We start from the raw sequence: 21,563 nt of genomic DNA, 5'->3' as shown, positions 1-21,563 counted from the left end.
TGGTTCTCCTTGTCGGGTGGCGGTCGGTACGGATCACTTCGAGTGGCTGGGCAGGATGTCGAGCAGCGCGGCCGGCAGGTCGGCCGCGAGCGCCCACAGGCGCATGGCTTCGATGTCGGGTGCGAGGTAGCGGTCGGTCTCGAGGAACGCGACCTTCTGGCGGATGCGGGCGAACTCCGCTTCGACCAGCGGCGAGCTCTTCAGCTTGCGCTTGAGTTCGATGCCTTGGGCGGCGGCCATCGCTTCGATGCCCACCACCACGGCGGTGTTGTTGACCATGTCGCCCAGGCGGCGCGCGGCGAAGGTGGCCATCGACACGTGGTCTTCCTGGTTGGCCGAGGTCGGCAGGCTGTCGACGCTGGCGGGGTGCGCGTGCGACTTGTTTTCCGAGGCGAGCGCGGCGGCCGTGACCTGCGCGATCATGAAGCCGGAGTTCAGGCCGCCGTCGCGCACCAGGAAGGGCGGCAGGCCCGACAGGCCGCTGTCGAGCAGCAGCGCGAGGCGGCGCTCGGCGATGGCGCCGACTTCGCTCACGGCCAGCGCAATGATGTCGGCCGCGAAGGCGACGGGCTCGGCGTGGAAGTTGCCGCCCGAGATCACCTCGCCGGTGTCGCAGAACACGAGCGGGTTGTCCGATGCGGCATTGGCTTCGATGACCAGCACGCGCGAGGCGTGGGCCAGGTTGTCGAGGCAGGCGCCCATCACCTGCGGGATGCAGCGCACCGAGTACGGGTCCTGCACGCGGCCGCAGTCGGCGTGCGAGGGAACGATCTCGCTGCCGTCGAGCAGCGTGCGCACGGCGCCGGCCACGGCGATCTGGCCGGGCTGGCCGCGCGCGGCGTGGATGCGGGCGTCGAAGGGCTTGATCGAGCCCTGGATGGCTTCGAGCGACAGCGCGCCCGACATCAGCGCGGCGGCGAACACGTCTTCGGCGCCGAACAGGCCGGCCAGCGCCAGCGCGGTCGACACCTGCGTGCCGTTGAGCAGCGCCAGGCCTTCCTTGGGGCCGAGCACGAAGGGCTCGAGGCCGATGCTGCGCATGGCTTCGGCGCCGCTCACCTTCTGGCCGTCGGCCAGCGTGGCTTCGCCTTCGCCGATCAGCACGCAGGCCATGTGGGCCAGCGGCGCGAGGTCGCCCGAGGCGCCGACCGAGCCCTTGCACGGAATGCTGGGCGTGACGCCCGCATTGAACAGCGCCAGCAGCGCATCGACCAGCGCGGGCCGCACGCCCGAGTGGCCGCGCGCCAGGCTCACGGCCTTGGTCGCGAGGATCATGCGCACCACCGGCGCGGCCAGCGGCTCGCCCGTGCCCACGCTGTGCGACAGCACGAGGTTGCGCTGCAGCTCGGCCAGGTGGTCGTTGCCGATGCGCGTGCTGGCGAGCTTGCCGAAACCGGTGTTGATGCCGTAGACCACCTCGTCGTTCTCGACGATGTGGCGCACCGCGGCTTCGGCCTTGGCCATGCCGTCCTGCACCGACGGGTCGAGCGCAAGGTGCACGCCGCCGGCCTGGATGCGTCGCAGCATCGCAAGGTCGACCTTGCCGGGCGTGAGGGTCAATGTGGCGTGGGAAGTGGCGGTGTGATTGCTTGGCATGTGAACCTGTCTATACAAGTGGTTGCGAGAGAAAACCTTGTCCTTTGGACATTTAAAAAAGACTCACGGTCCCTTCGTGGAACACCGCGGAACCGGCTTTGCCGGGCCGCTGGTGTTGCCCCCGGCGAGGGGGTTGGCGAAGCGACACGAAGTGCGCGAAGACTGGGGGAGCGTCATATTCAGCCGAAGGTGGGGTTGCCGTCGGACTTGAATCGGCTGCCCAGGCTGTAGCGCGAAGCGGGATGCAGGCAGCGCACCCAGGTCACGGGCGTGTTGCGGATCCAGGTGCGGCGCGTCAGCAGCAGGCAGGGGTCGGTGGGCGCCATCGCGAGCCGCTCGGCCTGTTCGGCGCTGGGCAGCACGGCATCGACGACGTGTTCGATCTGGTCGAAGGGCACGTTGCGCACTAGGTACTCGCTGGGCGGCACGGCCGTGAAGTCCTGCTCGAGAAAGTCGGGCACGACCTGCGGGTTGACGTAGCGCTCCTCGAGCTGCACGGGCGTGTCGTTGTCCAGGTGCAGGCAGGCGCTGTGGAACACCGAGTCGCCCGCGCGCAGGTCGAGCCAGGCGGCCACGTCGGGCGAGGCCGCGAGGCGCTCGACCGCGAGCATCTCGCAGCGGTAGTCGTGGCCGCGCTGGCGGATTTCGCTGGCGATGTTGGCGATCTGCAGCAGCGTCGACTGCGGCTTGTTCTCGGCCACGAAGCTGCCGACACCGGCCACGCGCACGATGCGCCCCTGCTCCATGAGTTCGCGCAGGGCGCGGTTCACGGTCATGCGCGCCATGCCGAACTGCGCGACCAGCTCGTTCTCGGAAGGCAGGCGGTGGCCGGGCGGCCACGTGCCGTCCTGGATCTTGCGGGAGATGTGATCCTTGACTTGCGCATAGAGCGCGAGGGACGGCAGGTCGCGTTTCATCGTGCTTTCAATGTTCCGCGGCGGCCATCGACTCGGCGCGGATTTCTTCGGTCAGGCGCGCCTTGATGTCCATGAACTCGGGCGAGGTCTTGATGGTGTAGCTGCGCGGGTGCGGGAAGTCGACCGCGATCTCGGTCTTGATGCGCCCCGGCCGCGCGCTGAACACCGCCACGCGGTTGGCCATGAAGATCGCCTCGTCGATGTCGTGCGTGACGAACAGCACCGTCTTCTGCGCCGACTCCCAGATGCCCAGCAGCAGCTCCTGCATGAGCACGCGGGTCTGGTTGTCGAGTGCGCCGAAGGGCTCGTCGAGCAGCAGCATCTTGGGGTCGTTGGCCAGCGCGCGCGCAATGGCGGTGCGCTGCTGCATGCCGCCCGAGAGCTGCTTGGGAAAGTGGTGCTCGAAGCCGCGCAGGCCGACCTTGGCGATGAAGAACTCGCTGCGCTCCTTCTGGTCGGCTTCGCTCATGCCGCGCTCGCGCAGGCCGAAGCGGATGTTCTGCGCCACCGTGAGCCACGGGAAGAGCGTGTAGCTCTGGAACACCACGCCGCGGTCGGCGCCGGGGCCTTCGATGCGCTCGCCGTCGAGCATCACCTGGCCGGTGGTCGGGAAGTCGAGCCCCGCCACGATGCGCAAGAGCGTCGACTTGCCACAGCCCGAGGGGCCGAGGATGGTGACGAAGTCGTTCTCCTTCACCTCGAAGTCGATCGGCTGCAGCGCCTGCGTGCGCTGGCCCTTGGTGCCGGTGAAGACGCGCGAGACGCCCTGGATGGAGAGTTGGTTCTTCACAGTGCAGCCCATGCAAACAGACGGCGATTCATCGCCTTGAAAGCGAAGTCGGACAACAGGCCGATGACGCCGATCACGATGATCCCGAAGATGATCTGCCCGGTGTTCAACAGCGCCTGGCTGTCGGTGATCATGTGGCCGATGCCCGACGAGGAGCCGATCAGTTCCGCCACGATCACATACGTCCAGGCCCAGCCCAGCACGAGGCGCAGCGTTTCGGCGATGCCGGGCGCGGCGCCCGGAATGAGCACGCGCGCCACGATGCCGCGGCTGTTCGCGCCCAGCGTGTAGGCGGCCTCGACGAGGTCGCGCCGCGCGCCGCCCACGGTGACGGCCACCATCAGCACGATCTGGAAGAACGAGCCGATGAAGATCACCAGGAGCTTCTGCATTTCGCCCAGGCCCGCCCACAGGATGAGCAGCGGAATGAAGGCCGAGGCCGGCAGGTAGCGACAGAACGACACGAAGGGCTCGAAGAAGGCCTCGACCGTCTTCCAGGTGCCCATGGCCACGCCCAGCGGCACCGCGATGACGGCCGCCAGCAGGAAGCCGCCGAACACGCGCCACACGGTCATGCCGATGTCGCCGATGAAGCCGTACTCGGTGAAGAGCAGCCAGCCCTCCTTGACCATCGTGATCGGGCTCGCCAGGAAGGTGGGCGACACGAAGCCGCCCAGCGTGGCGATGCCCCACACCACCACGAAGAGCACGAAGAAGCCCAGCCCCAGCATCGTGCGCGCGGACGCGCTGATGGGTTCGAGCGGCGCGAACACGCGACGCCGCACGGGAGGCGCGGGCGGCGGCGTCACGGCGCGCGCCGGAGCGGCGGTCATCGGTTGCATCTGCGGCAAGGCCTTACTTGACATAGCTGGCGTCGAAGGTGGCGGCATAGTCTTCCGGCGCCTTGCGGATCACGCCGGCCTCCAGCAGGATGGCCGCGGCTTCCTTCATGAAGCTGGTGAGCTCGCCCGCGAAGAACTTCTGGTTGGCGGCCTTGTCCTGCCAGCGCAGGTAGGCCGACGACTTGGCGAACTGCTCGCCGCTTTGCTTGACGGCCGAACCCATGAGTTCGTTGGCCTTGGCCGGGTCGGCCTTGATCAGGTCCAGCGCGTCGAAGTACGACTTGGTGAGCGCGGCGGCGGCCTTGCCGTTGGTCTTGAGCCAGGTGGGGGCGCAACCGACGGTGTCCATCACCATCGGGTAGTCGAGCGTGGTGGCCAGGATCTTGCCGGCGGCGGGGTTGGCGCGCACGGTCGACAGGTAGGGCTCGTAGGTCATGGCGGCGTCGTTCTGGCCGGCCACGAAGGCCTGCGCAGCGGGCTGCGGCTCGAGCGAGACCACCTTCACGTCCTTCAGGCTCATGCCGTTCTTGCTGAGCATCCAGGCCAGGCCGAAGTACGGCGCGGTGCCCGGGGCGCTCACGCCGATGCTCTTGCCCTTGAGGTCGGAGAAGCTCTTCACGTCGTTGCGCACGGCCAGGCCGTCGGCGCCGTAGGACTTGTCCATCTGGAAGATCTGCACGATCGGCACGCCGTTGGCGTTCCAGGCCACGTGCGTCTCCACCGTGGTGGCCGCGCACTGGATCGCGCCGGAGGCCAGCGCCAGGTGGCGGTCCTTCTGCGGGATCATCTTGAGTTCGACGTCCAGCCCGTTCTTCTTGAAGATGCCGGCCTTGTCGGCCAGCGACAGCGGCGCAAAGCCGGTCCAGCCGGACATGCCGAGCGAAATCTTCGTGTCCTGGGCGGCGGCCGTTCCGGCCATGCCCGCTGCACATGCACCTGCTGCCAGCAGCGAAGCGACTTTCACAACTACCGTCTTGACCATGGGGACTCCTGGTTCCATTTTTTGAGAGAGGTGACTCGGCGATACATGCCCGGGGGATGTGGGCAGCACGCCTCGCATTGTTGCCAGGCGCCCCAACTTGTCTATACAGGATAACCCGAAAGTCCTGTTTTGGTGCATCTCCGAGAGAAATGCCCCAGTTTGCTGTCTAGACAAGAGGGGTGCCGGGACGGGGTTCACCATTGCAAACGCCGTGCCACAGTCATATCGGAGCCGCTGGGGGACAATCGGCGTCCGCCCCGGCTCCGGCCCTTTTCTCCCCCTCTCCCGCCCTTCGCACCCCCGCCTGTGTCCTCCCTCGCTCCCCGCCCCTTCGACGCCTCCAGCGACGGCAGCAGCCCCGGCAGCGCGGCCCCCGCCGACATCCTTCACGACGTGTTCGGCTACGCGCGCTTTCGCGGGGCCCAGCAGGACATCGTGGAGCACGTGGTGGGCGGCGGCGACGCGCTGGTGCTCATGCCCACGGGCGGCGGCAAGTCGCTCTGTTATCAGATCCCGGCCATCGCGCGGCAGCGCGCGGGGCGCGGCGTGTCGGTGGTGGTGTCGCCGCTGATCGCGCTGATGCACGACCAGGTCGGCGCGCTGCACGAGGCGGGGGTGAGCGCGGCGTTCCTCAATTCCACGCTCGACTGGGAGCAGACGCAGGACGTGGAGCGCCGCATGCTGCGCGGCGAGATCACGCTGCTGTACGCGGCGCCCGAGCGCGTGAACACGCCGCGCTTTTTGTCACAGCTCGATTCGCTGAACGAGCGCGGCAAGCTCTCGCTGTTCGCCATCGACGAGGCGCATTGCGTGAGCCAGTGGGGCCACGACTTCCGCCCCGAGTACCGCGCGCTCACCGTGCTGCACGAGCGCTACCCGGGCGTGCCGCGCATCGCGCTCACGGCCACGGCCGACGACCTCACGCGCGCCGACATCGTCGAGCGGCTGCAGCTCGAGGAGGCGCGCCAGTTCGTCTCCAGCTTCGACCGCCCGAACATCCGCTACACCATCGTCGAGAAAAAGGACGCCACCACGCAACTGCTGCGCTTCATCGAGCGCGAGCACGAGGGCGACGCGGGGGTGGTCTATTGCCAGTCACGCAAGCGCGTGGAAGACCTCGCGACGACATTGCAGGGCGCCGGCATCAACGCGCTGCCGTACCACGCGGGCCTGGACGCCGCGGTGCGCCAGAAGCACCAGGACCGCTTCCTGCGCGAAGAAGGCATCGTGATGGTCGCGACCATCGCCTTCGGCATGGGCATCGACAAGCCCGACGTGCGCTTCGTCGGCCACGTCGACATGCCCAAGAACATCGAGGGCTACTACCAGGAAACCGGCCGCGCGGGCCGCGACGGCGCCCCCGCCGACGCCTGGATGGCCTACGGCCTGAACGACGTGGTGAACCAGCGCCGCATGATCGACGAGAGCCCGGCCGGCGAAGAGTTCAAGCAGGTGATGCGCGGCAAGCTCGACGCCCTGCTCTCGCTGGCCGAGGCCAGCGACTGCCGCCGCGTGCGCCTGCTGGGCTACTTCGGCGAGAAGAGCACGCCCTGCGGCAACTGCGACAACTGCCTGAACCCGCCGCAGGTGTGGGACGGCACCGATGCCGCGCGCAAGCTGCTGAGCACCATCTACCGCGTGCAGCAGCTCAGCGGCATCAGCTTCGGCGCGGGCCACATCATGGACATCCTGCGCGGCAAGGCGACCGAGAAGGTCAAGCAGTTCGGCCACGAGCGCATCAGCACCTTCGGCATCGGCGCGGAGTTCAGCGAGGTGGCGCTGCGCGGCGTGCTGCGCCAGCTGATCGCCACGGGCGCGCTGGCGGTGGACGCCGAGGCGTTCAACACGCTGAAGCTCACCGAGGGCTCGCGCGCGGTGCTCAAGGGCGAGACCTCGGTGTCGCTGCGCGAGTCGGTGTCGTCGCCGGCCGAGCGCAAGCCCCGGCGCGAGAAGGTGGCCAAGGGCGCACCGTCGCCGGCAGCCGCCTCGCTCGACGACACCGGCAAGAAGCGCTTCGAGGCGCTCAAGGCCTGGCGCGCCGAGGTGGCGAAGGAACACAACCTGCCGGCCTACGTGATCTTCCACGACGCCACGCTGGCCGCCATTGCCGAGCGCGCACCCGCGACGCTGGAAGACCTGCAGGGCATCAGCGGCATCGGCACGAAGAAGCTCGAGGCCTACGGCTCTGAAGTGCTTCGCGTGTGCGAGGCCTTCTAACGCTCTCCGGCTAGAGCAGGCGGGCGGCCTTCGAGAAATCGATGGACGCGAGCACCGCGGCGCGCATGGCCGTCAGCAGATGGCGCTCGTCGTTGCTGCGCTTCTGGAAGGTGTAGGTCAGCGCGGGCAAGGCCTGGCGGGTCTTCAGGATGCGCAGGTCGCCGCGGCGCGACAGCAGGCGCGCCCAGCCTTCCGGCAGGAACCCGACACCGATCCCCTCGATCAGCAGGCCGGCGACGGCGCCCCAGCTGTTGCAGCTGAGGCGGTGTGGCGCCTCGAGGTTCTCGGCCATGAGCCATTCGTCGAGCAGGCGGCTGGTGCCCGCGCCGGTCGGCAGCGTCACGATGGGATGTTGCGCGAGCAGCGGCGCGCCGAGGGTCGTGGTCTTGCCCGCCAGCGCGGGCGCGGCCACCCACACGAAATGCGCCTGGCCCACGGTGTGCGACGAGATCAGCCCGTGGTGCGGTGAGCGCCCCGCGATCACCGCGCAGTCGAGCTCGCCGTTGCGAAGGCGCTCGTCCAGCACCGAACCGAAGTTGACGTGCGGCTCCAGGCGCAGGTCGGGCAGGTGCCGCCCCACGTGCGCGACGAGCTGGGGCAGCCAGGTCAGCGCGCTCAGCTCGCCGATGCCGAAGGTGCAACGGCCACCGAGGCTGGCGGGTGCGCCGATCGACCGTTTCGTTTCGTCGGCCGCCAGCAGCAAAGCGGCGGCGCGCGGCAGGAAGCGCTCGCCCGCGTCGGTGAGCGTGGCCCGCTGCCCGGCGCGGTCGAACAGCGGCGCGCCGAGCGACACCTCCAGCTCGGCCAGGCGCTTGGACAGCGACGAGGTCGACAGGTGCAGCCGCTGCGCCGCGAGCGCGAAGCTGGCGCAGGTCGCGGCCCAGTAGAAGGCCTCCAGTTGCTTCAGCGTCATGCGCCGTCTCCCTCGGTCATTTCGAAAAAAGCGAAATGACAAATTACCATAAATTCGCTTTTTTAAAACCTTCTGCCCCCCTACAGTCCGCGCGGACCGAACGACTGACTGGATGGCGGACATGACTGTTTTCTCGCGCACCTTCGATGCCCCGCGCACCGCGCCGGCGCATGCCCCGGCGGCTGCTGCCGCGACGCCGCGCCGCCTGGCCGGCATCCTGTCGCTGCAGGACTTCGAGCACGCGGCCCGGCGCCGCCTGCCACGCCCGCTGTTCGGCTACATCGCCGGTGCGGCGGAAGACAACCGCTCGCTGGACGCCAACCGCGCCGCGTTCGACGCGCACGACTTCCTGCCCCGGGTGCTGGTCGACGTCTCCCGGCGCTCGCAGGAGGTCACGCTGTTCGGCCAGCGCTACGCGTCGCCCTTCGGGATCGCGCCGGTCGGCATCAGCGCGCTGTCGGCCTACCGCGGCGACCTGGTGCTCGCGCAGGCGGCGCAGGCGGCCGGCATTCCCGCGGTCATGAGCGGCACCTCGCTCATTCCGATGGAAGAAGTGGCCCAGGCCGCGCCCGGCACGTGGTTCCAGGCCTACCTGCCAGGCGATGCGGCGCGCATCGACGGCCTGGTGGCGCGCATCGCCGACGCGGGCTTTCGCCACCTGGTCGTGACGGTCGACATTCCCGTCTGGGCGAACCGCGAAAACAACGTGCGTGCCGGCTTCACGACGCCGCTGCGGCCCAGCCTGCGGCTGGCATGGGACGGCCTCGTGCGGCCGCGCTGGCTGCTCGGCACGCTCGCCCGGACCTTCGTGACGCAGGGCATGCCGCATTTCGAGAACTCGTTCGCCACGCGCGGCGCGCCTCTTTTCTCCAGCACCGCGATCCGCGACACGACCGGCCGCGACCACATCCACTGGGACCACATCGCCCGCATCCGGCAGCAGTGGCGCGGGCCGCTGATCCTGAAGGGCATTCTTCATCCGGCCGATGCGCGGCGCGCGCGGCAGCTCGGCGCCGATGGGCTCATCGTCTCCAACCACGGCGGCCGGCAGCTCGACGGCGCGGCACCCGCGCTGCGCGCGCTGCCGCAAGTGCTCGACGCCGCGGGCGAGCTGCCCGTGATGGTCGACGGCGGCGTGCGGCGTGGCAGCGACGTGCTGAAGGCGCTGGCGCTGGGCGCCAAGGCTGTGTTCGCGGGCCGCCCGTTCATGTATGCCGCCGCCGTGGGCGGCCACGCGGGCGTCACGCACGCGATCCGGCTGCTGCGGGACGAGGTCGACCGGAACATGGCCATGCTCGGCGTCAACGACCCGGGCGAGCTCGACGCGAGCTGCCTGATTCCGCGGCGCCCCTGACCTGCGCCCTCACCCCCCATCCCATCAATCCAAGAGGAGGAAGACACCTTGCCCAAAAAACCCACCCTGTTCGCCCTCGCCTGCCTGCTGGCAGCGACCGTGCCCGCCCATGCGCAGGGCTACCCCGACAAGCCCGTCAAGCTGCAGGTGCCGTTCGCGCCGGGCGGCACGACGGACATCATTGCGCGCGTCATCTCCGAGCCCCTGGGCAGGCACCTGGGGCAGAGCGTCATCGTCGAGAACAAGTCGGGCGCGGGCGGCGCGATCGGCGCCGCCGAGACCGCGCGCGCCACGCCCGACGGCTACGCGCTGGGCATCGGCACGGTGTCGACGACGGCGGCGAATCCGGCCATCAACCCCAAGGTGCCGTACAACCCGAAGGCCGACTTCACGCCGATCATCAACCTGGCGGCGACGCCCAATGTCATTGCGGTCCACCCCAGCTTTCCGGCCCGGGACTACAAGGGCTTCATCGAGGTGCTGAAGAAGAACCCCGGCAAGTACGCCTACGCCACCGCAGGCACGGGCAGCATCGGGCACCTGCAGATGGAGCTGTACAAGGGCATGGCCGGCGCGTCGGTCACGCACATTCCCTACCGGGGGTCGGGCCCGGCGCTCAACGACACCGTCGCGGGCCAGGTCGCGATGATCTTCGACAACCTGCCGTCGGCGCTGCCCTTCATCAAGGACCGCCGGCTGATCCCGATCGTCGTGGCGGCGTCCGAGCGCCTGAAGGACCTGCCCGACGTGCCGACCTTCAAGGAGGTCGGGCTCGCGCCGGTGAACCGCATGGCGTACTACGGCATCGTGGGCCCCAAGGGCCTGCCCAAGGACGTGGTGGACAAGGTGCATGCGGCGGCGCGCAAGTCGCTCGAAGAGCCTGCCGTGCGCAAGCGCATCCAGGACACCGGCTCCTTCGTCGTCGGCAACACGCCGCAGGAATTCACGCAGCAGATCGCCGCCGAGTTCGACGTGTACAAGAAGGTGGTGGACACCGCCGGGCTCACGCCGGACTGAGCCGGCGAGCGCCTCGTCAGGCCACCGACGCCCAGACCGGCGCCATCGCGCGGTAGAGCGTGCGGAAGGCCTCGAGCCGCGGCTGGTAGGCCGCGTGCAGGGCGGCGTCGGGCGCGAGCACCTGGCGCACGGCCGGCGCGACGACCACACCCGCCGGGTCTTCGCCCGTGACCGCCAGCCGCGCGAGCCGCGCCGCACCGAAGGCCGGGCCGCGGTCGGCGGATTCGTACAGCACCAGCGGCACATCGAGCACCGAGGCGATCAGCTGCGCCAGGAAGGCGGAGCGCGCGCCGCCGCCGATCAGCGCCAGGCGCTCGGGCCGCGCCGTCTGCGCGCTCAGCGCTTCCAGGCCATCGGCGAGCGAGAAGGCGATGCCTTCGCAGACGGCCTGCATCAGGTCGGCGCGCGTGGTGGCGCCCGACAGGCCGACGATCGCGCCGCGCGCGAAGGGGTTGTTGTGCGGCGTGCGTTCGCCGAACAGATAAGGCAGCGCGAGCAGGCGCGACGGCCCGGTGTACGCGGCCTCGACCTCGGCCAGCAGCGCGCCGACCGATGCACCGCCGGTGCACGACGCCAGCGCGGCCAGCGGGCTCGCGCCGTTGAGCAGCGCCGCCATGCGGTACCAGCGCTGCGGCAGCGCGTGGCAGAAGGCGTGCACCAGCCGCTCGGGGTCGGGGCGGTGCGCGGTGTCGGCCACCAGGATCTGCGCCGAGGTGCCGAGCGACACGAAGCCGTCGCCCGGCCCGACCACGCCGATGCCGACGCCGCCCGCCGCGGCATCGCCCGCGCCGCCGGCGATCGGCACGCCGCGCGGCAGGCCCCAGCGCGCGGCCAGCGTGTCGCGCACGGTGGCGCAGGGTTCGCACGACTCGACCACGCGCGGCAGCCAGGCGGGATCGACCCCGCAGGCGACGAGCGCCTGCGGCGACCAGCGGCGCTGCGCCTGGTCGAACAGCCAGGTGCCGGCCGCGTCGGTGACGTCGGTCACCTTCTCGCCCGACAGCTGCAGGCGCACGTAGTCCTTGGTCAGCAGCAGCGAGCGGGCGCGCGCCACGGCCTCGGGCTCATGGGTGCGCAGCCAGCGCAGCTTGGGGCCGGTGAAGCCCGCCATCGGCTGCACGCCGACGGCGCGGCGCAGGGCCAGGTCGGTCTGCATCAGTTCGGCGGCCTCGGCGGCGGCGCGGCCGTCGTTCCACAAGATCGCGGGGCGCACCGGGCGGTCGGCCGCGTCGAGCAGCACCAGCGAGTGCATCTGGCCCGACAGGCCGATGCCTTGCACGCCGGCCATGGCCGTCGGGTGCGAGCGCGCCAGCTCGTCGAGGCCATCCGCCACGGCGGCCCACCACTGGTCGGGGTCGTGCTCGCACCACAGCGGCTGCGGGTACTGCGAGCTGAGCGGCCGATCGACCGTGGCGACGACCTGCAGCAGTTGCAGGTCGGTCAGGACGATCTTGACCGCGGAGGTTCCGATATCGATGCCGATCAGCATGCGTGTGTTCCCTGTTCGAGGGCCGGAGTATCGGCGCTCCGGCCAGTCGCGCAGGCTGTGGACGGCAGGCGGTTTACGAGCCGGTCGCCGGCAGCGTGATCGGCACCGGCCGCGTGAGCAGGTCGATGTAGAGCTCGAAGAAGCGCGCGTTGTCGAACTTCTTCACGACGGTCATCTTCTGCAGCGGCACGCCCGCGGGCGGCGTGGTGTAGCCGATGGAGCGGCCGTTGTCGGCGGCGCCGGGCTTGGCGACCACGTCGACATAGCGCTCGACGGTCTGCGTGGCGTAGCGCGGATCGATGAGGTAGGCCAGCACCAGCGTGTCCCAGATGTTCTGCGTGTAGTTCGGGTTGTTCTCGAAGCCATTGGTGCCGCTGAAGCCGTAGCCGTTGAGCTTGCGGAACACCTCGGTCACGGCCGTGGGCTTGGCCGGGTGCGCGATGCGGTCGTAGATGGGCTTGGTGAGGAACACGGTGTCGGTCACGTCCAGCGGCACCACCACCTGCGGGATCGGCAGGCGCACCACGAACTGCGCGGCCTCGGGGTCGAACCACCAGTTGAACTCGGCGAAATGGGTGGTGTTGCCCGCCACGTCGACCGCGCCGCCCATGTAGATGATCTTCTTGATCAGCGGCACGATCTCGGGGCTCTTCTTCACGGCCAGCGCGATGTTGGTGAGCGGGCCGATGGCCAGGAGGGTGATCTCGTTCGGGTTGGCCTTGACGGTGTCGATGATGAAATCGACCGCGCTCTTGCGCTGCACCACGGTGCGGGTGGCAAAGCCGTCGGGCGAAGGCTTGAGGTCGGCGTCGGTCTTGGGCTCGGGGCCGCTCCAGGCGCCCAGGTAGCCGTCGCCGCCCGCGCCGGCCTTCATTTCGGCCTCGATGTCCGCGAAGGTATGGTTCAGCGCGTAGTTTTCGCCCACGTAGACGCCGATGCGCTGGCCCACGCCCAGGCGCTCGACCGACATCAGCGCGTCGGCCACGCCCTGCTTGAGCCACTGGTTGCCCGACACCACGCTGATGCCCATCACCTGCACCTTGCCCTCGGCCTGCAGCTGCGCGGCCATGACGCCGAGCTGGCCGTCGTCGCTCATGGTGTTGTAGTCGCTGTCGATGATGACCTTCTGAGCCACCGGCGTCGCCGCGTACCCGGGCGCCAGGCCGATGCCGCCACCACCATCGCCCCCGCCGCCGCATGCCGTGAGCACGGCCACGACGACGAGCCAGAAGGTCGTCACTGTCCATTTGCGCATCTGCTTCTCCTAAGTGTTTGGTTTCAAGCCCGGTTTCCAGAGGAGCGCCAGGGAGTGAAAACGTTTGCGCAAACCTTTGCGCAAACGTTTGCCAAACTCTAAATGGCAGGCCGCAGGCGGGCAATGGGGTGCGGCTAGGGGTTTTCCGCGAGGCCGGAGCGTCGGCCTCGCGCGGGGGTCAGGGTGTCATCAACCCGGGTTGGGCACGGGGTCGATCAGCCGGTTCTCGCGCAGCGGCGAGCGGGGGCGCAGGAAGGGTTCCTCTTCTTCGGCCGACGTGGCGGCCTTCTCCAGGCCCGAGACATCCGCGGCCTTGGCGGACGCAGTCGGTGCGGTGCACGACCCGGTGTCGCGCAACCGCAGCGCCGCGGCCAGCCGGCCTTCGGCGGCGTCGCCCAGGAGGTGGTCGAAGTCGTCGGCCACGGCGCAGCTGGCATTGGGCGCGAAGCCATCGCCGTAGTCGCCGAAACCGGCCTGGTTGACGCCCTTGAAGTTGACCGCGAAGTAGGTGGTGCCGCAGTTGTCCTGCGGGATGAAGCCGTAGGGCTTGCCGCAGGTGGTGGCACCCACGAGGTTGACCGTGACGCCCACGCCGCGCAGGCTGTTGATGACCGACTCGCTGGCCGAGCAGGTGCTGCGGCCCGTCAGCAGCGTGACGCGCGACAGGCCCAGCGTGGGCAGGGGCTGGTTGACGCGGGTGGTCGTAAGAAAGGGCGTGAGGTTCTCGGCGAGCGTGCGGCGGTACGGATTCTTGTCGTTGAAGGTCAACAGCTCGAAGGTCTTGCCGTTCGTCGGGCCCGGCCCGGCCACCATGTAGGCCAGCTGGCTCGCGATGCGCAGCTGGCCGCCGCCGTTGTAGCGCATGTCGATCACGAGGTCCTGGATGCCGCCGTCCTGCTTGAGCGTGTTCATGGCCGTGACGAGCTGCCCCTCGGCGGTCGAGATGTGGTCGTTGAACAGCAGGTAGCCCACGCGGTTGCCGGCCGGCCCGATGGTGCGGGTGTACAGCACCGGACTGCTCGTGATGCGCTGGGCCGTGAGCTCGATCGGACTGCCGCGCGTGCCGCTCACCTCGAAGGTGAAGGTGTGCTTCTCGCCGAGGGCCTGCGGCGAGATCGCGCGGTTGATGATGTCGACGTTGGCCTGCCCGGTGCTGGCCACCACGTCGACGCCGTCGACGACGACCAGCTTGGCCCCGCGCGCCAGGCCGGCCGACGCCGCCGGCGAACCCGGCTCGACGAAGGCGAGACGGATGTTGCGCGGCGGCGAACTGCGCACGGCCGCCGTCTCCATGCCGTAGCCGACCGACACGCCGCCCTCCGACTCCAGGCGGTACGCCTCGGTGTCGAGGTAGAAGTGGAAGCGGTCCTTGAGCTGGCCCGAGGGTGTGGTGGCGGGCGTCTTGAGCACGTTGAACCAGGTCAACGGCGTGGCGTAGTCCGAGGCCTTGAGAGTCGTAGGCACCTCGTTGTACCAAAGGTAGGTTTCGTCGATCCAGCCGCGCACCCAGCTCTTTTCGTTGTCGACGGTGCCGGCGGTGTCGGGATAGGCAACGCGGGTCTCGGGGTTGATGCCCCGGCGCGGCGCGGCGCACTGGCCGGCGACGGTCGAGGACGCGACGATGCCGCCGCTTTCACCGCCGCCGCCGGGGGTGGGGGTCGGCACCACGCCGATCGGGAACCCACCGCCGCCACCTCCGCCCCCGCCTCCTCCGCCGCACCCCGCCAGCAGGCCAGCCAGCGCAAGCGCCATGGCCCCTGCGGTGGCCGCCACGGCCCGCGAGCGCCGCGACGCATCTGCTTTGCGAAAAGCCATCGGTTCCTCCTGGCGTCCGCGATGGCGGACAGTGTCTGCTTGTTGTGTTGGGGGGCTGCGGCGGGACGCCCGCCCGCTACTGGATGAAGCCCATGCCGCGCGATTCGCGCACCTCGGGCTTGATCCGGTGCTCGGCTTCGAGCTGCTCGAGAAACTCCGCCGCCGAGAACTCGGCCGCGAGGATGTCGGTCTGCCGCTTCACGGCCGCGAAGTCGCCCGGGCACAGCTGCGCCAGCAGCGCCAGCCGCGCGCGCACCTCGCCCGTGAGCAGGGCCGCGTCGCCCGCGAGCGCCTCGGTGACGAACATGCGTTCGCGCTGCGCCGCGGTGAGCGGCATGAACTTGATCTTGAAGGTGAAGCGCCGCAGCGCCGCCTGGTCGAGCCGGTCGAGCAGGTTGGTGGTGCACACGAACACGCCGCGAAAGCGCTCCATGCCCTGCAGCATCTCGTTGACCTCGGTGACCTCGTAGGTGCGCTGCGCGCCGCGCCGGTCCTGCAGGAACGAGTCGGCCTCGTCGAGCAGCAGCACGGCCTTCTCGGACTCGGCCTCCTTGAACATGGCGGCCATGTTCTGCTCGGTCTCACCGACGTACTTGCTCATGAGGTCGCTGGCCTGCTTGACGATGAGCGGGCGGCCCACGGCCTTGGCGATGTGCTCGGCCAGCGCGGTCTTGCCGGTGCCGGGCGCGCCGTAGAAGCACAGCGTGCCGTGCCCGCGCGCCTTCAGCGCCTCGACGATGCGCGGGATCTCGAAGCGGGTCTCGACATGGAGCATGTCCAGGTCGTAGGTGGTGACACTGCGGCGCTCGGCCGGGCTCTTGTCGAGCGTGCCCAGCGCGAGGTCGGCGTTGCGCAGCTGGCGCTCGATGAGGGCCTCGACCGAGGCCTCGTCGGTCTTCGCCAGGCCGGCGAAGCGCACGGCGGTGCGGATCTGCGCGGGCGTGAGGCCCTTGCGCTCGGCCAGCTTGGCGGTAAAGGCCTCGGACACGACCACGCCTTCGAGCGTCTTCTTGACGAGCTGCTCGCGCGCGCCGGGCGGCGGCGACTTGAGCTCCAGGTGGTAGGCGAAGCGGCGGCGGAAGGCCGGATCGATCTGCTCGATGCGGTTGGTGACCCACAGCGTGGGCACGGGGTTGGCCTCGAGGATCTGGTTGACCCAGGCCTTGCCGCTCACGCTGCCGCTGGCGGGCGCGGGGATCTGCTCGGCGCGCGCCATGAACTGCGCGGCCTCGGTGCTGATGGGCGGGAAGACGTCCTCGACCTCGTCGAACAGCAGCGCGGCCTGGGCGCTGCCCTTGAGAAACACCTGCGCGATCTGCAGCGAGCGGTAGCGGTCGCGGCCGCTGAGCGAGTTGCCGTCGCGGTCGGCGTACTCGACCTCGAAGAGTTCGAGGCCCGCGGCCTGCGCGACCACCTTGGCCAGCTCGGTCTTGCCGGTACCGGGCGGGCCGTAGAGCAGCACGTTGACGCCGGGCTCCTTGCGCGCGACGGCGGCGCGCAGCAGCGTGACGAGCATCTGTGCGTCTTCCTGCACGAAGGAGAAGTCGTACGGCGTGAGCGCGCTCTTGGCCGAGGGCCGCGTGAACACGGCCATCAGCTCGTTGTGGTCGCGGTACTCGCGCATGAGCACGGGCGGCAGCTTCTCGCTGACCTTCATGAGGTCGGCGAGGTCGGTGATGTTGTGCTCGGAGATGAGATTTTCGACGAGGCCGATGCGCTCCAGCCGCGAGCCCGCGCGCAGCGCCTCGCCCACCTCGCTCGCGTTGACGCCCGCGATGTCGGCGATGGCGGCATAGGCCTCGGGCGCGTTGTTGACCTTGAACTCGACCAGCAGCGAGCGCAGGTCGCGCTGGTAGCGCGCGAGCGTGCCGTACAGGAGCAGCGCGCGCTCGGCCTTGTTGAGCTGCAAGAGGCCGGCGAGCGCGTCGATGTTCTTCTCGACCAGCGTCGACTGCTTGCGCAGCGCGTGCGTGAGCCAGTCGCGCGTGACGGCCAGGACCGAGAGCAGGTCTTTCGGCTGGTCTTTCGCGTACTCGTCGAGGTAGAAGAACAGCGTGCCCTCTTCATACGGGCCGCGCCACACGCCGTGGCGTTCGAGCAGCGTGCGGCCGTCGAAGTCTTCGACGCCCTTCCACGCTTCGTTGCCCGCACAGCGGCGGCCCAGGAACTCGCGCAATCGCTGCAACACCGCGGCGGGCCACACAAGGTGGCGCCCGGTGAGCGAGAGCAATCCGTTGATATCGCGCCGCACATTGAAGCGCGGCCCCTGCTTGGCGGCGAGCGTGAGCACGAAGTGCGAGCACATGAGCTCGAGCACCGGTGCTTCCTTGAGGCCGGGCGAAGGCAAGGCCTGCCCGCGCACCGCAGCAGCCACCACATCGACACCCGCACGCTTGACCATCAGGCAACCTCCTGCGAGGAAATACTTGGAGCGACCATAACGCAGACTTTTGGCTTCGGGAAGACGCCGAAAGAGTAAAAACCCTGATCCGCTGGATTCCAGCCACAATGCGCGCCATGGTCGGAATCGAAGCTATCCGTCGCGCCGCGGCGCGCCTGCAGGGCCAGGTGCTCAACACGCCCTGCGTGGAGTCGCGCACGCTCTCTGAAATCGTGGGCGCGCAGGTGTTCCTCAAGTTCGAGAACCTGCAGTTCACGTCCTCGTTCAAGGAGCGCGGGGCGTGCAACAAGTTGGTCGATCTTTCTGAAGGCGGCACGCGCGGCGTGATCGCCATGTCGGCCGGCAACCATGCGCAGGGTGTGGCTTATCACGCGCAGCGGCTGGGCCTGCGCGCACTCATCGTGATGCCGCGCTTCACGCCCGGCGTGAAGATCGAGCGCACGCGCGGCTTCGGCGCCGAGGTGGTGCTGCACGGCGACACGCTCGACGCAGCGCGCGCCCATGCGCTGGCGTTGGCCGAGCGCGAAGGCCTGACCTTCGTGCACCCCTACGACGACGAAGCCATCATTGCCGGCCAGGGCACGATCGCGCTCGAGATGCTCGACGCGGTGCCCGACCTCGACACGCTGGTGGTGGCGGTCGGCGGTGGCGGGCTCATCGCCGGCATGGCGGTCGCGGCGCGCGAGATCAAGCCCGGCATCGAGATCGTCGGCGTGCAGACGCAGCGCTTTCCGGCGATGGTGAATGCCGTCAAGGGCACGCACCACGCGCAAGGCACGAGCACGATCGCCGAAGGCATCGCGGTCGGCACGCCCGGCGTGCTGACGCAGGAGATCATCGCCGCCAAGGTCGACGACCTGCTGCTGGTGGACGAAGGCGACATCGAGCAGGGCGTGCTGATGCTGCTCGAGATCGAAAAGACCCTGGTCGAAGGCGCCGGCGCGGCAGGCCTGGCGGCGCTGATCCGCCACCCGGAACGCTTTCGCGGCAAGCGCGTGGGCCTGGTGCTGTCGGGCGGCAACATCGATCCGCTGCTGCTCGCGGCCATCATCGAACGCGGCATGGTGCGCGCCGGGCGGCTCGCCCGGGTGCGCGTCAGCGCGCGCGACGTGCCGGGCTCGTTGGCCCAGATCACGGCCACTGTGGCCGAAGCGGGCGCTAACGTCGACGAAGTGCACCACCAGCGCGCCTTCACCATGCTGGCGGCGCAGAATGTCGACGTCGAGCTGGTGCTGCAAACGCGCGGCCGGGCCCACCTGGCGAGCGTGTTGAGCGCCCTGAAAGACGCCGGTTTCGAAGCGGTGGAGCAGCACTGAGGGCTCCTCGCAACCCCCTAGACCCGCTAAGGGCGCCTCGCCGGTAAAATGGCGGGAGTTTTGTCATTTGCGGTTGACTGCATTTGATGCGTTGTCATTTGCGTATTCGAGGTATTTCCCGATGTCCCATCCCACCCCCGCCGAGCACGGCCACGCTGCCGCCGCTGAACATGACGCCGTCGAATCGGTCGTTCACCTGATGCCGCTCGTGCTCCCGCTGGCTGGCGGCGTGCTGATGCTGCTGCTGGCGTCGATCGCCGTTTTTCTCGCCTGAGCTGACAGGCTTTCGCGCTTTTGTCCGCGGGCTGTGCGGCCCGCGTTGACGCAATCTCCCAAAGCGAAACGTTTTCTCAAACGGACCTCCGTGACTGACCCGGCGCGGCGCCCCGTTCGGAAAGACGATTTTTCAACTTAGGAGATTTCCGATGAACGCACCCACGATGAAGGGCCTTCCCATTCAGGCGCCCTCATACGTCAAGAACGCCAAGCTGATCGCCTGGGTGGCCGACATGGCCGCACTGTGCAAACCCGATGCCGTCCACTGGTGCGACGGCAGCAAGGAAGAATACGACCGCCTCTGCCAGCAACTGGTCGACGCCGGCACCTTCAAGAAGCTGAACCCCGCCAAGCGCCCGGGCTCGTTCCTCGCGATGTCCGATCCGAGCGACGTCGCGCGCGTGGAAGACCGCACCTTCATCTGCTCCGCACAGAAGGAAAACGCCGGCCCCACCAACAACTGGATGGCCCCGGCCGAGATGCGCACGACGCTGCAGCCCCTGTTCGACGGCTGCATGAAGGGCCGCACCATGTACGTGGTGCCCTTCAGCATGGGCCCGCTGGGCTCGCCCATTGCACACATCGGCATCGAGCTGTCCGACAGCCCCTACGTGGCCGTCAACATGCGCATCATGACCCGCATGGGCAAGGCCGTGTACGAGGTGCTGGGCACCGATGGCGAGTTCGTGCCCTGCGTCCACACCGTGGGTGCGCCGCTCGAGGCCGGCCAGAAGGACGTGACCTGGCCCTGCAACACCACCAAGTACATCGTTCACTACCCTGAGACGCGCGAGATCTGGAGCTACGGCTCGGGCTACGGCGGCAACGCGCTGCTGGGCAAGAAGTGCTTCGCACTGCGCATCGCCTCGAACATGGGCCGCGATGAAGGCTGGCTGGCCGAGCACATGCTGATCCTCGGCGTGACCAGCCCAGAGGGCAAGAAGCACCACGTGGCCGCCGCCTTCCCGAGCGCCTGCGGCAAGACCAACTTCGCGATGCTGATCCCGCCGGCGGGCTTCGACGGCTGGAAGGTCACGACCATCGGTGACGACATCGCCTGGATCAAGCCGCAAGCCGACGGCACGCTGCGCGCCATCAACCCGGAAGCCGGCTACTTCGGCGTGGCCCCGGGCACCAACGACCTGACCAACCCGAACTGCATGGCCAGCCTGCACCGTGACGTGATCTTCACGAACGTGGCGCTGACCGACGACGGCGACGTCTGGTGGGAAGGCATGGGCGACGCGCCCGCGCACTGCATCGACTGGCAAGGCAAGGAGTGGACGCCGCAGATCGCCAAGGAAACCGGCGCCAAGGCCGCGCACCCGAACGCGCGTTTCACCGTCGCCGCCACCAACAACCCCGCGCTCGACGAAGCCTGGGACGACCCGAAGGGCGTGAAGATCGACGCCTTCATCTTCGGCGGCCGCCGCTCGACGACCGTGCCGCTGGTCACCGAAGCCCGCAACTGGGTCGAAGGCGTCTACATGGCCGCCACGATGGGCTCCGAAACCACCGCTGCAGCCGCCGGCCAGCAGGGCGTGGTGCGCCGCGACCCGTTCGCCATGCTGCCGTTCATGGGCTACAACATGAGCGACTACTTCCAGCATTGGCTCGACCTGGGCAAGAAGCTGGAAGCCTCGGGCGCCCAGCTGCCGAAGATCTACACGACCAACTGGTTCCGCAAGGGCGCGGACGGCAAGTTCGTCTGGCCAGGCTACGGCGAGAACATGCGCGTGCTGAAGTGGATGATCGACCGCGTGGAAGGCAAGGCGACGGAAGGCGTTGAGCACATCACCGGCGTGAGCCCACGCTACGAAGACCTGAACTGGACCGGCCTGGATTTCAGCGCCGAGCAGTTCGCGACGGTCACGAGCATCGACAAGGCTGCTTGGCAAGCCGAGCTGAAGCTGCATACGGAGCTGTTCCAGCAGCTGGCGCACCATCTGCCGAAGGAATTGCCGGAGACGAAGGCTGCGATTGAGCAGCGGCTGGCGGCCTGAGTCATTTCTTCTCGCAGGCTCTCGCAGCCTGCGAAGTGCGGGCCTTGAAAGCTCAATAGAAAGCCCGATGAGTTCATCTCATCGGGCTTTCTTGTTTTAGGTGGTGCTCAATTGGCGCCTCAGCAGGTGATTCCAGGGCACGGAGGCGTCTTCGCGGATGTCGAGCGCGCGTTGCAGACGGCGCGCAAGCGTTTAGCTGGCTTGCAACGAGACCCGGAGAAGCACGCACGTCATGCGATGAAAGTGCTGATGAAGTTCAAACTTCTGGAGTTGCATGCGGTGTCACCCGCTGAGTGGGATGCATGGCTTGCTGGGACGCCGTATTTCGAGCTGATTCGAGCTCGATTCTTTGCAGAAGAGACGCTGGAAGCTCTGACGTC

At 68.6% G+C, this 21,563-nt stretch carries 16 protein-coding genes and 1 pseudogene; 7 read left to right on the top strand and 10 right to left on the bottom strand.

Going from position 1 to position 21,563, the window contains the following annotated elements:
- Nucleotides 1-33: 33 nt before the first annotated feature.
- The 5 genes from hutH to AC07OH_RS21420 all read right to left on the bottom strand — a co-directional run bounded on the left by hutH (nt 34) and on the right by AC07OH_RS21420 (nt 5,127).
- Nucleotides 34-1,596: a histidine ammonia-lyase gene (gene hutH / locus AC07OH_RS21440; protein ID WP_492682337.1), complete on the bottom strand. Its 1,563-nt coding sequence runs from the start codon at nt 1,594-1,596 to the stop codon at nt 34-36.
- Nucleotides 1,597-1,775: 179 nt separating this feature from the next.
- On the bottom strand, nt 1,776-2,513 hold the full coding sequence (gene hutC, locus AC07OH_RS21435) for a histidine utilization transcriptional repressor HutC (RefSeq protein WP_062481289.1): 738 nt from the start codon (nt 2,511-2,513) through the stop codon (nt 1,776-1,778).
- Nucleotides 2,514-2,520: 7 nt separating this feature from the next.
- Complete coding sequence (locus AC07OH_RS21430; protein WP_062481286.1) at nt 2,521-3,315, bottom strand: ABC transporter ATP-binding protein; 795 nt, start codon at nt 3,313-3,315, stop codon at nt 2,521-2,523.
- Nucleotides 3,300-4,145 (bottom strand): ABC transporter permease, encoded by an 846-nt coding sequence (locus AC07OH_RS21425; RefSeq protein ID WP_370681937.1) that lies wholly within the window; start codon nt 4,143-4,145, stop codon nt 3,300-3,302. The genes AC07OH_RS21430 and AC07OH_RS21425 overlap by 16 nt, the downstream gene beginning before the upstream one ends.
- 13 nt (nt 4,146-4,158) lie before the next feature.
- The gene (locus AC07OH_RS21420; protein ID WP_495302045.1) at nt 4,159-5,127 is read right to left on the bottom strand and encodes an ABC transporter substrate-binding protein; all 969 of its coding nucleotides are present in this window, start codon (nt 5,125-5,127) and stop codon (nt 4,159-4,161) included.
- Nucleotides 5,128-5,433: 306 nt separating this feature from the next.
- Here AC07OH_RS21420 and recQ point away from each other — a divergent pair, with 306 nt between their 5' ends.
- Nucleotides 5,434-7,344, top strand: a complete 1,911-nt coding sequence (recQ, locus tag AC07OH_RS21415) for a DNA helicase RecQ (protein ID WP_495302044.1) — start codon at nt 5,434-5,436, stop codon at nt 7,342-7,344.
- Between the two features lie 10 nt (nt 7,345-7,354).
- Here the strand turns inward: recQ and AC07OH_RS21410 are convergent, their stop codons facing one another.
- On the bottom strand, nt 7,355-8,257 hold the full coding sequence (locus AC07OH_RS21410) for a LysR family transcriptional regulator (RefSeq protein ID WP_495302043.1): 903 nt from the start codon (nt 8,255-8,257) through the stop codon (nt 7,355-7,357).
- A gap of 121 nt (nt 8,258-8,378) precedes the next feature.
- Here AC07OH_RS21410 and AC07OH_RS21405 point away from each other — a divergent pair, with 121 nt between their 5' ends.
- Entirely contained in the window at nt 8,379-9,611 is a 1,233-nt protein-coding gene (locus AC07OH_RS21405) for an alpha-hydroxy acid oxidase (protein WP_495302042.1), read from the top strand.
- Nucleotides 9,612-9,659: 48 nt separating this feature from the next.
- Entirely contained in the window at nt 9,660-10,628 is a 969-nt protein-coding gene (locus AC07OH_RS21400; protein ID WP_495302041.1) for a tripartite tricarboxylate transporter substrate binding protein BugE, read from the top strand.
- 16 nt (nt 10,629-10,644) lie between these two features.
- Here AC07OH_RS21400 and xylB read toward each other — a convergent pair whose 3' ends face one another.
- The 4 genes from xylB to AC07OH_RS21380 form a co-directional block, all read right to left on the bottom strand.
- Nucleotides 10,645-12,117, bottom strand: a complete 1,473-nt coding sequence (gene xylB / locus AC07OH_RS21395) for a xylulokinase (protein ID WP_495302040.1) — start codon at nt 12,115-12,117, stop codon at nt 10,645-10,647.
- A 73-nt stretch (nt 12,118-12,190) separates the two neighbouring features.
- Entirely contained in the window at nt 12,191-13,372 is a 1,182-nt protein-coding gene (locus AC07OH_RS21390; RefSeq protein ID WP_495302039.1) for a nucleoside hydrolase, read from the bottom strand.
- 189 nt (nt 13,373-13,561) lie between these two features.
- Nucleotides 13,562-15,187, bottom strand: coding sequence for a S41 family peptidase (locus AC07OH_RS21385; RefSeq protein ID WP_495302038.1), 1,626 nt, complete (start codon nt 15,185-15,187; stop codon nt 13,562-13,564).
- A gap of 76 nt (nt 15,188-15,263) precedes the next feature.
- Nucleotides 15,264-17,588 carry an ATP-binding protein gene (locus AC07OH_RS21380; protein ID WP_495302037.1) on the bottom strand — a complete coding sequence of 775 codons (2,325 nt, stop codon included), beginning with the start codon at nt 17,586-17,588 and terminating at the stop codon, nt 15,264-15,266.
- A 116-nt stretch (nt 17,589-17,704) separates the two neighbouring features.
- Between AC07OH_RS21380 and AC07OH_RS21375 the strand changes: the two genes are divergently transcribed.
- From AC07OH_RS21375 to AC07OH_RS21360, 4 genes and pseudogenes are all read left to right on the top strand, one after another.
- Entirely contained in the window at nt 17,705-18,904 is a 1,200-nt protein-coding gene (locus AC07OH_RS21375; RefSeq protein WP_307696570.1) for a threonine ammonia-lyase, read from the top strand.
- Nucleotides 18,905-19,025: 121 nt separating this feature from the next.
- Nucleotides 19,026-19,178 (top strand): hypothetical protein, encoded by a 153-nt coding sequence (locus AC07OH_RS21370; protein ID WP_169805104.1) that lies wholly within the window; start codon nt 19,026-19,028, stop codon nt 19,176-19,178.
- A 151-nt stretch (nt 19,179-19,329) separates the two neighbouring features.
- A complete protein-coding gene (locus AC07OH_RS21365; RefSeq protein ID WP_492682313.1) occupies nt 19,330-21,183 on the top strand; it encodes a phosphoenolpyruvate carboxykinase (GTP) in 1,854 nt (617 codons plus the stop codon).
- A 111-nt stretch (nt 21,184-21,294) separates the two neighbouring features.
- Nucleotides 21,295-21,563: pseudogene (locus AC07OH_RS21360) on the top strand (MBL fold metallo-hydrolase); the annotation flags it as partial.

The sequence above is a fragment of the Variovorax sp. GW821-FHT10C12 genome, assembly GCF_059415405.1.
The sequence above is the reverse complement of the archived record's forward strand: the minus strand, read 5'-3'. Positions and strand labels throughout refer to the sequence as shown.